This is a genomic window from Veillonella sp. VA139, from assembly GCF_003992005.1.
In the GTDB taxonomy this organism is placed as follows: domain Bacteria; phylum Bacillota; class Negativicutes; order Veillonellales; family Veillonellaceae; genus F0422.
The window spans coordinates 1-13,582 of sequence record NZ_RQVL01000021.1 but is presented as its reverse complement, the minus strand read 5'-3'; the positions used below and the strand labels follow the sequence as shown (position 1 = coordinate 13,582).

Genomic DNA, 13,582 nt, shown 5'->3' with positions numbered 1-13,582 from the left:
GGAGGGTTTTTATGTTATAATAAAAGTAATCAATAAAATTATCAATTAGGAGTTAATATGAAAGTTACCTATTTAGAGCATAGCGGTTTTGTCATTGAAGATGGCAAACGGGCTTATGTATTTGATTACTGGAAAGATCCAGCCGGTGTGATAGATACATTAGTAGCACAAGGCTACGAGTTACATGTCTTTGTATCCCATATCCATCATGATCATTATGTGAAATCAATTTTCAAATATTTACCATATATACACAGCGTTTGGTACCATGAAGATGTACCAGCTTTGCGAGATATTTTCAAGGAAGTGCAGGCGATAATAGATTCTAAGAAAACTGATGCGGTATCTAATGTAGTAGTAAATAGAATTAAACAGGGATGCTTTAATGAAGACCAACGTATAGCAGATGAACATCTGACAGAAGAGGTAGTACAACAAGTATTTTCTTTGCACTCCATGGCAGTAGGCGACACAGTAGAAGCCGACAATCTGACGGTCACCATGTTTGGTTCCACTGATGAAGGCGGTTCGTTCTTAGTAGATACAGGTACGCATCGAATCTTTCACGCAGGAGATTTAAACTGGTGGCATTGGTCTGGAGATACGCCTGAGAATATTGCAGAGGCAAAAGCGTTAAAAGAGAAAGAGTTTGCCCCTCTATTAGGTTTGTCTGTAGATATCATGATGTTTCCCGTGGATGCTCGCTTAGAAGTAGCCCGTGAATGGGGGGCTTTAGAAGTGTTAGGTATGATGAACACGAAACTATTTATTCCTATGCATGCCAATGGACCTATTTGGGTGCCATCGGACACATTCCAACATACATACCCAAATCAACGCTACTGGATTCCAGAACAGCCAGGTGATGCGGTAGAGGAAGTGAAGTAAATGACACCATGGTTACAACGACATGGAGCGACTGCTCTATTAGTCTTGATGGCAGTCATATTCTTAGTGACCTATCCCTTTCATAGAGAGCCCTTCTGGGGGCTCATCACGCATATTTCAGGGGCTGCCATGATTGGTGGTTTAGCGGACTGGTATGCGGTGACGGCACTGTTTACGAAACCCTTGGGGATTCCTTTCAAAACGGCACTTATCCCTAGGAATAAGGAACGGTTTGTGGAAATGGCACGGCACATGATGGTAGACGAACTCCTTCGGGTGTCTCACATGTACGAGGTGCTGAAACAGGAACGTGTACCACAGCGGATAGTGTCGTTTATGAATAGTGCCACTGGGCGTGGGTATGTTCATGTGTGTTTCGAGGAACTGAAAGACCATGTATTGCCTCATGTGAAAGAAAATTTACTGCAAGAGCAATTGCTAGGGCACATCAAGAATGGTGTGGAGTCTTGGCGCGTGACGCCTTTTGTGGTTAGTTTGTGCCGTCAGCTGTTAGAACCAGAACGAGCAGAGGTCCTATGGATGCACATCAATCGCATGCTCCAACGATTGCTGGCGGCGGAGGGGATTCGTCCCTACTTATTAGGGCTAGTATCCTCTGTGATGAATCGCTATGCAGACCATTCTTTCTTACGAGAATTGGCGTTAGCATTAGGTGGGGAGTCACTTTCACCGGAATACATTACGCACATGATACAGGTGAAAGGCTGCGCCTATTTGATGAGCCAAGAATCCTTGCAGTCGCCCTTGGGGTCTGCAGTATACACGAAGGCTCGATGGGCAGTGGATGAACTAGCACAGAATGGACAGTGGCAACGGAAATTAGAAGATAAAAAGAATGCTTGGTTCCGAGAGTTCATCGAAGACGGCTATGTGTTGGAAGATACGTTGGACTTGGCACGGTATGTGGAGCAAGGAGAAACAGAATTGTACCATTTCTTTGAGCGGTTGGAAACGAATGCTGTGAAAGGCCGCAAGGCAGAGCGATTTATTCTCTTTCAATTGTTACACGTCTTAAATTACATACGCCCTTGGATTGAACACATCGTCGTGCGCGAGATGAATCGATTCACGCCAGAGGAAATCACTCGTATTTTACAATCTAAATTAGGCTATGATCTGCAGATGATTCGCATCAACGGGTCCTTGGTAGGTGCTATCTTAGGCGGTCTCTTCTACGGATTGACCTTGTTGAAAGGAGGGATCTTATGAGCCCTCGTGTCATAGAAACTACTAGGAATCCCTATGCAACCTATGCGAACCGCTTGCTGATTACCATGGCGGTGCTGTTCGCTTTTGTGTGGTGGGGGCAGTGGTACATCACGGCTCCTTGGTATGATGGGTTGTATTGGTTTGTCCAATCCGCCCTCATCGGTAGTGTAGCAGACTGGTTTGCAGTGACTGCGTTATTTCGCAAACCTTTGGGGGTATCCTTTCATACGGAACTGATTCCACGAAATAAAAATCGTCTTATTGAGGGGATTATCCGCATGGTGAATACGAAGCTGCTTACCTATGATCAATGTAAAAGCGCCATTGAACGGGTACAGTTTGTACCGTTTATAGATCAATATATCCGTAGTGATGTAGGACGGAATACGGTGCGCCAAGGGATTGCCACCGTGTTGTCGGAGTTGTGGGAACGTCGTAGTGATCGGGAGTGGGCCCAATGGGGTGCACAACGGTTGCGAAAATTTTTGCATAATCAATCTTTTATCGGTCCTATGCAACAGACGTTGCTCCATGTGTGTGAACACAATCGTTATGAAAGTGTGGTCATTCGAGGAATCGACTACTTGCAGAGAGCCTTGTATACCCCGAAAGCACAACAATGGCTAGAAGCGGTTATTGAGGAAGAAATTGAAAAGCGCAAGAAAGATGTAGTATCTGCCATGCTCATTGGACTTTCAGAAGGATTGAACATTGTGAACGTTCAAGAAATGGCGGGGGCCATCATCGAAGAAGTGCATCAGATGTTAGAACGATGGAAACAGCCGAATAGTACGGAGCGCCTGGTGTGGTTGCACCAATGGGTGGGACCATTGCAACAGATGGCGTCGAACCGAAGCATCACGAAAACATTAGACGATGCTATCCAACAATGGATTGATGTGCAAGATTGGGAGCTCATGTTAGAAGCGTACGTATGTCCACGGATTCGTGAAGGTATGGTATCTGCGGATGGGACATCGCCAATGGCCATTGCCTTGGAATCGAGCTTTCAAGAGTTGTGGAATCATTACTGTGAAGAGCCGGGCATGGTGGAACGGTTAGAAGAAGCCTTAACTCATATTATGCTGCACATTGCTTCCAAGAGCCATGGGTTTATCGGTATCATCATTCGTGAAGTGCTACAAAGCTTAAGTACCGAACGGTTCATCCATTTTATTGAAAGTAAGGTGGAAGAAGACCTCGCTTGGATCCGCATTAACGGTGCCCTCGTAGGTGGCGTCGCAGGATTGGGGACTTGGTTGTTCCTGTATTATGTGTATGAGCCAGTATTGCAGGGATTGGGAATCATTTAGGTCTGTATCTAGGTTTTAACGAATTTAATGCTAGAATACGAATAGATTGTTTTGATAGTGCACTGCACTCTTATACCGCATGTATGAAAATGGGTAAGGGATGTTGAATAGAGATTTATAACAAATACTATTATAGGATAGTCTTATCCTAACAATACTTATACACGTAAAAAACAGGGGACCCAGATTCGATGGAATCGGGTCCCCTGTTCTCATTTGAAAGTTCTATATGGTTGCAGCTCTGTTAGAAGAGACATATAGGCATTGAAATTGAACAGTCTAGTAGAGTCTAGTAGTTGTATTTTGCTTTGTGCAAGTACTAGATTCAATTAGGCTTCTTGTACTGTATTGAGGTTTAGTTCTAAGTCTTTAATCATTTGTAGATCATCCATTGGAGAGCGGCCAGCTGTGGTCAAGTAGCCACCTACCATGATACCGTTTAACCCGCCTTTTAATGCGTAAGCTTGTAAGTCACGAAGGTTTACTTCACGACCACCAGCGGTACGGATCAATGCATTTGGCAAGACGAAGCGGAACACAGCAAAGGTACGAAGGATTTCCAATGGAGGAATTGGTTCGTTGTTTTCGAATGGTGTGTTCTTGATAGGGTTAAGAATGTTCAAAGGAATGGAGTCTACTCCTAATCGTTTTAACTCGAATGCCATTTCAACACGTTGCTCTTTCGTTTCATTCAAGCCTAAGATACCGCCGGAACAAACACGAATGCCAGCTTTTTGGGCATTGGAGATAGTAGACATTTTATCTTCATAAGAGTGTGTTGTACAAATGTCAGGGAAATGGCTTGGTGCCGTTTCGATGTTGGAGTGATATCGGGTTACACCAATTTCTTTTAATTGTACCGCTTGCTCGTAGGTCAAAAGACCAAGGGAGCAACAAATTTCTAAGCCAACTTCTTTACGAATACGAGTGAGAGCGCTCAAGATTTGCTCGAACTCTTTTGGGTTGTTTGTGTTACGACCACTTGTTACGATAGAGAAGCGAATCGCACCAGCTTCTTTCGCCTTTTTAGCGGCGTTCACAATTTCATCCTCTTCCATGAAAGGATACACAGTCACACCAGTGTCATGATGGGCGGATTGGGCACAGAATTTACAGTTTTCTGGGCATTTACCGGAACGGGCGTTCACGATGGCACATAGGTCTACTGTATCGTCATTAAATTTTTGACGGATTTTGTCAGCCATAGCTAGCAGAATCATAGTGTCTTCGTCAGATGTGTGAATCAGTTGTTCTGCTTCTTCACGAGTGATCTCGCCACCATCTAATACTTTTTGCGCATAGGCTATGATTGTTTCATAGGAAATAGATTTTGATACAGTTTCCATAATTACACCTCGTAATAGTTGTTTGATTTTAATGACTACATCATAATGACTACATTATATACTTATTGTTAACTTACGTCAATGGTGCTAGTGTTAACATTTCAGGTCGTCACTTGTTATGCTAGGCAGCCTGTGGGTCGTCACTTGTTATGCTATGTAGCCTGTGGCGATCATTAACTGATTCGGGCAAAGGGAAGAGCACGGCATACCCTCTCTCAAACGGTATTTCATAATGTTTGTTCGAGGGCACGCCGCGCTCTTCTTGTGTTTGCGCAGTTTTGTCAGTAAGACCCGCCACAAAGGCTACTACGCCTAACTGCATTCCTCAGGGTTAGGGAAGAGCACGGTATACTCCTTCTCAAACGGTATTTCATAATGTTTATTCGAGGGCACGCCGTGCTCTTCTTGCGTTTGTGGAATTTAGGTAGTAAGGGGCGCCACAAGGCTGCTACACGTAATGGCGTTCCTCAGGGGAGATGATATCGTTACTGAGGCTATTATAGGGATTAGTATAAGTTAGTGTAAAATGTTTGTGGAAAAAATCTATAAAAAATGATATAACTTTTTATAAGAAACGCAGAGTATACGAATGTATAGAAAAGAAATTTTATTAAGGAAATTGTTAGAATATATAAGGTGGTGAAATAAAATGATGATAGATGAGATAAAAGAGTTAATTCAAAATGGAGAAAAGATAGATGTGGAGTTTAAAGAATCTAAACATGCTTTAACAAAAGATGTCTTTGATACAGTGTGTTCTTTTAATAATAGGAACGGTGGACATATTTTATTAGGTGTTAATGATCAAAGGGAGATTATCGGTGTTATTAAAAATAAGGTTGATAAAGTGATTAAAGACTTTACGACATCTATTAATAATCCACAAAAGATGTATCCGCCACTCTATTTAACACCTGAAGTTTTTGATATAGATGGAAAGATAGTAATTTATATTAGGGTGCCGGAAGGGTATCAGGTGTGTAGACATAATGGGAGAATTTGGGATAGATCCTATGAGGGAGATGTAAATATTACAGATCGTGCTGAACTTGTATATAAGATGTATGGAAGAAAACAAGGAAGTTATTTTGTTAATAAGGTATACCCAAATCTCGATATAGATTTTCTTGATGCATCGATTATTGATAAAGCTAAGAAAATGGCTATAGCAAGAAATAAGAATCATGTATGGGAAAAAATGGACCATGAGGAGATTCTTAGGAGTGCAAATTTAATTTTGACAGATCCAGAAACCAAGTGCGAGGGAATTACATTAGCAGCTATTTTGCTATTTGGAAAAGATAATTCTATTATGTCCGTGCTCCCACAGCATAAAACTGATGCTATATTTAGGGTTGAAAATAAGGATAGATATGATGATAGAGACGTTGTCATTACAAATTTGATCGATAGTTATGACCGGCTTATAAAATTTGGACAAAAACACTTAAATGATTTATTTGTTCTAGACGGTATAGTTAATGTTAATGCTAGGGATAGAATACTAAGAGAGATAGTGTCTAATACATTAGCTCATAGAGACTATTCAAGTGGGTATCCTGCCAAGATGATTATTGATGATGAGAAAATTACAGTTGAAAATAGCAACTTAGCTCATGGCATGGGAGCATTAGATTTACAGAAGTTTGAGCCGTTCCCTAAAAATCCTGCTATCTCTAAAGTATTTAGAGAAATAGGTATTGCAGATGAACTTGGATCAGGGATGCGTAATACATACAAGTACACACAGCTGTATTCAGGGCAGAATCCACTGTTTGAGGAAGGAGATATATTTAGGACGATTGTTCCTTTGAAGAAGGTAGCGACGAAAAAGGTGGGTGTAGATGATGAGTCTCGAAATGTACCTCAAGATGCAACTCAGGCTAAAGAGAAAATTATTGAATTTATAAAAGCTGAGGTAAGATTAAACAATAAAATCACAAGACAAGCTATTGCGGAACATATTGGTATAAGTGTAAAAACGATACAAAGATTATTGAAAGAAATTGATAATTTGAAATACATAGGTAGGGGTAAGAATGGTCATTGGGAACTTGAGGAGTAGATACCATTGTAATTATAAATGATAGGTGATACAATAAATGCAGCTAAAGATTTAATGAACAAACACACAAAAACTCCCTAGGGTGCGACCTAGGGAGTTTTACTTTGTATTATTTATAGAGGCTCTCTCTCAATGTCGCTCGAAGTGTCCCTCGAAATGTCCCTCGAAATGTCCCTCGAAATGTCCCTCGAAATGTCCCTCGAAAGAAATTCATACTTTTGGTGTAGTCATTTTTCGTGTTTACTTTTATAATATATAGTAAGAGTCTATTTTTAGAAACAATGGTTCAAGTTGTTGGAATCATGGCGTGATGAAAAAATCTAACCAAGAATCGAGAGTTAAAGATAGATATATACATGTAAGGGAGTAAGACTTGTTGTTTTGGGGGGGGCTAGATGATTGTCCTAGATGCGAATGCAGGGGTTCCCATGTACGAGCAGGTATATGAGGCTGTAAAAGTGCATATTGAACAGGGTTCGTTCCGTCCAGGGCAGCGACTTCCTTCTATACGTGCTATGGCGGCGCAGTTAGGTGTGAGCAAGATTACGGTGGAGCAAGCCTATTTGCAGTTGGCTACGGAAGGATATATTCAAGCCCATAATAGGGCGCCTTATGAGGTGCTAGAGATTCCTCAACCTTTAGTTGGATATTATGACGGCATGACTTATATTGGTAGTACGTCTGATCGAACATATGGAAACGTGGGTAATCTAGGAGAGTCTAAGGAAGATTTTCTTTTATCGGTGAAGCCTAAGGGTGTACGTCAAAGTCTAATAGATACTGGGGAACAGAAGGTAGAAAAACTAATATCGTATTGTGATGGATGCATTACATCTACGTTGAATAATGCCTTACCTAAGGGGACGAACAGACCGCCTCATCCTATCCTCTACAATTTCGCTACTGGTGCGATGGATCCGGAGGGATTTGACTTCAAACGGTGGAAACGCTTTATTGGCTATGCCTTACGAGATACAAAGAGGCTCATGACCTATGGTCAGCTAGAGGGAGAACCAGAACTGCGATCAGCGTTGAATCAATACTTACAACAGGCGCGAGGTGTTCGAGCTACAGCGGAGCGGATCCTGGTGACTAGTGGTACTCTCAATTCATTGCATATGATTGCGTCCCTGTTACAATGTCAAGGTAAATCAAAAGTAGCTATAGACCGTCAAAGCCCCAGTTTTGCTAAGGCTTTATGGAAAGACTACGGATTTTTTGTATTAGAGGTTGATACAGGAGGACCACAATTGATTGCCACATTGCAAGCCGCTAATGTGGAAGTCCTATACTGTATGCCGTCTCACGGCGATAGTATGGGTCGTATTATGACCATCCAAGAGCGGACAGAGTTATTGCGATGGGCGCAGAGTCAAAGGGCTTTCATTATAGAAGACGATTATGACAGTGAACTTCGCTATTATGGAAAGCCAGTTCTCTCCTTGCAAGGCATGGACCGTCAAGATTGTGTTATCTACATGGGTACGCCATCGAAGGTATTGCCACCGTCGATTCGGTTGAGTTATTTAGTGTTGCCCGTAGTTCTCTATGATGACTTTAACAAGCATCGCAAGGCCTATGGGCAAAGTGCCGGGGTGTTAGAGCAGTTGGCATGGGCCATGTACATGGACGAAGGGGAGTGGCATAAGCAAATTCGCCGTCTCCGCAAACATTATTTAGAAAAAAGTAAGTATTTTACGAGTGTATTGCGCCACTATTTGGATGATACCTATGAGGTCATTGCTCCAGAGGGCGGTGTCTATGCGGGGATTCGCAAGGCTTGCAGTCAGAAGGACGTGTTTCGTACACGAGCCTTAGAGGTGGGTTGCGATATCAAGGTCATAGATAGAGATGAGACCGGTGTTGTAGAGGTGTTATTATCGTTTAGCGGTATACCGACCCGTGACTTAGAACGGGCGGTACAGGTATTGGCTGAGGCTTGGAAAGGGTTATAATATGGGCATACCATTTCGATTTATACAATGTGGGGATCTCCATTTAGGGGCGCCCTTTCGCTATTTAAAATCTTTTGGCAGATCCTTAGACGAGGCTATGATGCGCGCCACCTATGGGTCTTTTCAGAATATCGTGAACTTGGCCATCCGTCAGCGTGTGGCTGCGGTGCTCATCACGGGGGACGTCTATGATGGGGCGGATCATCCTCTTGAGGCGGAGATGCACTTTGTGCGGGCCTGTGAAAGTCTCGCCAAAGAACACATTCCTGTTTACGTGGTACAAGGTAACCACGATCCTGCGGAAAGTTGGAAACGACATATGCCATTGCCAGACAATGTCCATATCTGTGCAGCAGACCGGGTGGATCGGTTTTCTCTCCTGGTGCGAGACCAAGAGGTGGCAGGTATTTACGGTCGCAGTATCTCCAGTGATACCCAGTATGAGGACCTCGCATCGGACATCCATCCATTGCGCAGTGATCCGTTTTCTATCGCCCTTGTGCATGGAACGGTAGGCAGTCATGAGGGACATGACAAGACGGGGCCTTGCTCTATGGATGCGTTACGGCGTATTCCTATTCAATATTGGGCATTCGGTCATATTCACAAGCGCCAGATTTTGAGCGAACAGCCTCACATCGTCTATGCGGGCAATACCCAAGGGTTGCAGCGTGGTGAAAGTGGCCCGAAAGGGTGCTATGTGGTGGATGTATCTAGTCGTGGCACGGTAGAGGTACACTTTCACGAAACCAATGCCATCCGATTTGCAGAAGACACGATCGACTTGGGGCAAGTACAATCCGTAGTAGAAATGCTAGAAATGTTGCGACACAAAAAAGAAATGCTCCGTAAGCCGGGCATGTCCATCCTATTGACACTTAGACTGAAAGGCGAAGGAGCTTTATCAGAAGTAGCCAATGACAGTGCAGTGCGTGCGTCTTGGATGGAGGAAGCACAAGCCGAGGAAAGTGGCAAGCACGGCGTGTATATCATCGGCATTGAATGCGATACTTTCAGTAGTGGTACAAAAGGCGCTGCGCCGGGTATGGTCAGCGATTATGTGAAAGCCTTGGATGGCATGGATACTGGCGGGGATTCATTACTGAACATTGTGAAAGAACGACCAGAGTGGAAACGCTTGGGTATGTATAGCCAGCTAGTGACAGACGACATGGTACAGTCTGCCTATGAAAAGGCGCGACGGGAAGGCATCCGTTTATTACAGGGGAATGAGTATGAAGATTAAAGAAATATATATAGAATACTATGGCCCCTATGAACAGTGGACCTTTCAGCCTCATGAACGGGGACTACATGTGCTGTACGGGCCGAATGGAAGTGGAAAAACAACACTGCTCCAAGCCTTTCGTGGTATTTTGTTGGGGACGAAACGGAAAGAAGAGCCTGTAGAGGGTCATATTGTAGTGGAACGAGAAGGCAAAATATACCACATTGGTCGTAAGGGAAAAATTTTAGATTTTTACGAAGTGGGTGGACAGCGGTATACGGTGGAGCCTGCGGAATTGTGGTGGCAAGGACTAGACAAAAAGACCTATGACCGCATTTTTGCCATTACCTTGGATGACCTACAAGGGGTGGACATTATCCAAGAGGTGGACGTGCGTACACGGTTCTTTGGTGCCGAAGGTGGGGAATCCTTGGGGACTCTCGTGAAAGACGTGGACGAATTAGCTAGCCAATTACTAGTGGCATCGCCTACGGGAAAGCGGACCATCAATACTTTATTGGACCGATTGCAAGAGGTGGAACGAGATATCCGGAAGTTACAACAAGGAGAAAAAGAGTACTATACTTGGCAAGCTTCGTTGGAAGAGCTAGAAAAGAAAGAAGCTACCTTGCAAGAACAACGGCAAGAGCGGAAGGAATATTTGCAAGATGTAGAGAAAGTTCTTCGTGCGTGGGATACGTATAAACGGGGAGAAGAAGCGAAGCAGAAAATGCTCCAATTCCACGTGGAAGAGTCCTTGGAGCGAGAGGCCTTTTTAGAATTAGATGAAGAAATCCGCCGTTGCCAGGAATATATGCGCGTGTGGCGTGGCAAGGAAGAGGGCTTGGTACCAGATAATTTCGATCCAGAAGATAGACTGGGTATGTATGAACAAGAGATTGAAAGTTTGTACCAAGAAGTATCGAAATGGACCCAATTGGAAAAAGAATGTCGTGAAGGGGATTTGTACTTAGAAAAAGTGAAAGCTCAGCTAGCATTCATTCGGAAATCTCATGTGTATTGGCGCGATGTGGAGGACTTCCCCAGTGATGTGAATTGGTACGATGGGGAGCATGTGGCGAGCCAGTTGCGCAGTGCTCGTGAGGCCTATGAGGCGTGGCAACGACGAGAGCCCTTCCCACAAGATGATCGAGCTCGTGAGGTGACGGAAACGGTAACAGCTTTAGAAACTAAGCATAGGAATTTAACAGCATTGAAAGAGGCCTACGTAGCACAAGAACCTACAGATCCTGTAGTAACGGTGACATCGGGACAGTCCTATTATGTAGGTGCGACTATAGTGGGTGTTCTAGGCGTGGCTTTGTTAGCGTGGCATATGACCTATGCAGAAGGAATCGGTATACAGGCTATCGGTGGCATGCTCGCTTTGTTGCTAGGTGCAGGCCTAGTGTATCAAGGGAAACGTAGGAGTAACGGGACTGCGCAGGTGGTGGCTACGGCGCCTAAGGATATGTCTGCATTAGAAACGAAGGCAGGTCGCTCTATGCCTACCACAGAATCTGACTATGAAAGTTTACTTTCAGAGATACAAGCAGTGGCGGAACAAATCAAAGGATACGGAGATGATGTGAGCCATTTCAAAGCCTACGAAGTAATGAAAGCGCAGTGGGTGGCGGAAGGTAAAACCTTGGAAGCGGCAGGCACTGAGGCCATGGACTTGTGGGAAGCGTGGTTGCCAAAGGCGGCCAAACAGACGAATCGAGACGATGCATTCTACGGCATGAAGGAAGAATATCAAGCCTACCATGAACGATTGCGCGAATTTGAAGGATACCAAAAGCAAGTGCGGTTGCATCATGAACAATTAGAAGCCATCATGAATCGGTGCCGAAACTTGTGGGCTTCTTTGCAGATACACACAGTGCCATCCATCGTGGAGTTGCGGGTAGTGTATAATCAGCTACAATTGCACAAGCAAAATCGTGTGCGGTGGGAGCAAAAGGAAAGCCAACGCAAAAACTATCGTGAAGAATATGCTACATGGAGCAAGAAAGAAAAAGAATTATTCTTGGCGCAAAAAGAGTTGATTCAAAAAGGTGGCATGAAGAGTGCCACAGAATATCGTCAGCGCTTGTTGCAACAAGATCAGCATAAGCAATGGGAGACGATTTATCGCCAAAGCCAACGACAACTGGAATTATTGGCGCCGAAAGAGTTTCATAGAGATGTGTGGTACCGCCGTTTGCAAGGCAATGATAAAGGCAAATGGGAATTGGAGTACTCCCGTAGTGAAACGGAATTGGCGAATATTGAATCATCCTTGCAGGCATTGTATGAAGAGCGGGGGACCTTGCAGGAATCTATGCGCCACTTGAGCACATCCCATGCAGTGTCCGAAGCATTGTTGAAAAAAGAACAATTAGAAGCGGAGATCAGAGAGGCCTTGGAAGAGTGGATGACCTATGTGTTTATCGATCAGGGTATGGAACTGGCACAACAAGAATACGAAACAGATCGGCAACCGGCGATGTTGGCGAGGGCGTCTGAGTATGTGAAAGCCATGACGGGTGGCATCTATACATTGCATATGGACGACACACATAAGGGGGCCTACGTGAAAGACACGACGGGTCGAGAGATTCCCCTAGGAAAATGGAGCAGTGGCTTGGGGGATCAAGTGTACTTGGCATTGCGACTAAGCCTAGCAGAGTCCTTCGCTGAAAAAATAGAATCCATGCCGTTACTGTTGGATGATGTATTGGTACGCTTTGACCTAGAACGGCAAAAACTGACATTGCAGGTCATAGAACAGTTAAGTGAACGTATACAAGTGTTCCTGTTTACTTGCCATGAGACGACGAGCCAATTGGCAGGGGATGGGGTGCATCGTTACGACCTCAGTCGTGATGTTACTTGAGAGGCTATGCGGACTATGGGTCGTCACTTGTAACGCTATGTAGGTCGTCACTTGTAATGTTATGTAGCCTGTGGCGGGTCTTAACTGAATAGGGTAAAGGGAAGAGCACGGTATATCCCCTCAGAAACGGTATTTCATAATGTTTCTTCGGGGACATACCGTGCTCTTCTTATGTTTGCGTATTTAGATAGTAAAGGACCGCCACAAGGCTACTACGCGTGACTGCGTTCCTCTGGTGAAGATTTGTGAATTACTTTCAAAAATGGTTTATTGATATACACGAACTGTGATACAATAAAAATACAGAAGTGTCACCAACGTGAGTTGGGCTCATCTCTTCCTATTATGGGAGGAGGTGGTTGCTATGACTAAGTACGAAAAGATTTCTTTAATCATTGCGCTTACTAGCTTAGCAATTCAAATTATTGACGTATTGAAATAGTCAATGAAAAAGCCTAACGAATAAGGTCTAGAACACCTTACCACGTTAGGCAAATTTCGTTTTGAATGTTTTTGAGATGAGCCTAACGCCTTCACACGTTGGTGGCTCTTCTTATGTTACATCAATTATAGCACGGTTTATAGGTGTATTACAAGGCTACGGTACTGTCAAGAATTTTGTGTAAACTCTTTAAGAAATAAATGCTCTAAGCAATTAAATGGATGAAAGTAAGTGAGC

General features: G+C 43.8%; 8 protein-coding genes. 7 read left to right on the top strand and 1 reads right to left on the bottom strand.

The window, feature by feature from the left end:
- Nucleotides 1–57: 57 nt before the first annotated feature.
- From EO125_RS07725 to EO125_RS07715, 3 genes are read left to right on the top strand one after another with little or no spacing between them, the layout of a single operon-like run.
- Nucleotides 58–888 carry an MBL fold metallo-hydrolase gene (locus EO125_RS07725; protein WP_127148389.1) on the top strand — a complete coding sequence of 277 codons (831 nt, stop codon included), beginning with the start codon at nucleotides 58–60 and terminating at the stop codon, nucleotides 886–888.
- Complete coding sequence (locus EO125_RS07720; RefSeq protein ID WP_127148388.1) at nucleotides 889–2,118, top strand: DUF445 family protein; 1,230 nt, start codon at nucleotides 889–891, stop codon at nucleotides 2,116–2,118.
- Nucleotides 2,115–3,431, top strand: a complete 1,317-nt coding sequence (locus EO125_RS07715; protein ID WP_127148387.1) for a DUF445 domain-containing protein — start codon at nucleotides 2,115–2,117, stop codon at nucleotides 3,429–3,431. Before EO125_RS07720 ends, EO125_RS07715 begins: the two co-directional genes overlap by 4 nt.
- A gap of 329 nt (nucleotides 3,432–3,760) precedes the next feature.
- Here EO125_RS07715 and bioB read toward each other — a convergent pair whose 3' ends face one another.
- Entirely contained in the window at nucleotides 3,761–4,777 is a 1,017-nt protein-coding gene (gene bioB, locus EO125_RS07710) for a biotin synthase BioB (RefSeq protein ID WP_127148386.1), read from the bottom strand.
- A 649-nt stretch (nucleotides 4,778–5,426) separates the two neighbouring features.
- On the opposite strand from bioB, the gene EO125_RS07705 reads away from it, so the two are divergent.
- From EO125_RS07705 to EO125_RS07685, 4 genes are all read left to right on the top strand, one after another.
- Complete coding sequence (locus EO125_RS07705) at nucleotides 5,427–6,842, top strand: helix-turn-helix domain-containing protein (protein WP_127148385.1); 1,416 nt, start codon at nucleotides 5,427–5,429, stop codon at nucleotides 6,840–6,842.
- A 395-nt stretch (nucleotides 6,843–7,237) separates the two neighbouring features.
- Nucleotides 7,238–8,797: a PLP-dependent aminotransferase family protein gene (locus EO125_RS07695; protein WP_240630457.1), complete on the top strand. Its 1,560-nt coding sequence runs from the start codon at nucleotides 7,238–7,240 to the stop codon at nucleotides 8,795–8,797.
- A 1-nt stretch (nucleotide 8,798) separates the two neighbouring features.
- Nucleotides 8,799–10,043, top strand: coding sequence for an exonuclease SbcCD subunit D (locus tag EO125_RS07690; RefSeq protein ID WP_127148384.1), 1,245 nt, complete (start codon nucleotides 8,799–8,801; stop codon nucleotides 10,041–10,043).
- Nucleotides 10,033–12,903 (top strand): AAA family ATPase, encoded by a 2,871-nt coding sequence (locus EO125_RS07685; protein ID WP_164726477.1) that lies wholly within the window; start codon nucleotides 10,033–10,035, stop codon nucleotides 12,901–12,903. Before EO125_RS07690 ends, EO125_RS07685 begins: the two co-directional genes overlap by 11 nt.
- Nucleotides 12,904–13,582 lie beyond the last annotated feature (679 nt).

Bases quoted from the DNA above. Each gene is read 5' to 3' on its own strand.
- EO125_RS07705 (WP_127148385.1), top strand. From the start codon at position 5,427: ATGATGATAGATGAGATAAAAGAGTTAATTCAAAATGGAGAAAAGATA.
- EO125_RS07720 (WP_127148388.1), top strand. From the start codon at position 889: ATGACACCATGGTTACAACGACATGGAGCGACTGCTCTATTAGTCTTG.
- EO125_RS07715 (WP_127148387.1), top strand. From the start codon at position 2,115: ATGAGCCCTCGTGTCATAGAAACTACTAGGAATCCCTATGCAACCTAT.
- bioB (WP_127148386.1), bottom strand. From the start codon at position 4,777: ATGGAAACTGTATCAAAATCTATTTCCTATGAAACAATCATAGCCTAT.
- EO125_RS07725 (WP_127148389.1), top strand. From the start codon at position 58: ATGAAAGTTACCTATTTAGAGCATAGCGGTTTTGTCATTGAAGATGGC.
- EO125_RS07695 (WP_240630457.1), top strand. From the start codon at position 7,238: ATGATTGTCCTAGATGCGAATGCAGGGGTTCCCATGTACGAGCAGGTA.
- EO125_RS07685 (WP_164726477.1), top strand. From the start codon at position 10,033: ATGAAGATTAAAGAAATATATATAGAATACTATGGCCCCTATGAACAG.
- EO125_RS07690 (WP_127148384.1), top strand. From the start codon at position 8,799: ATGGGCATACCATTTCGATTTATACAATGTGGGGATCTCCATTTAGGG.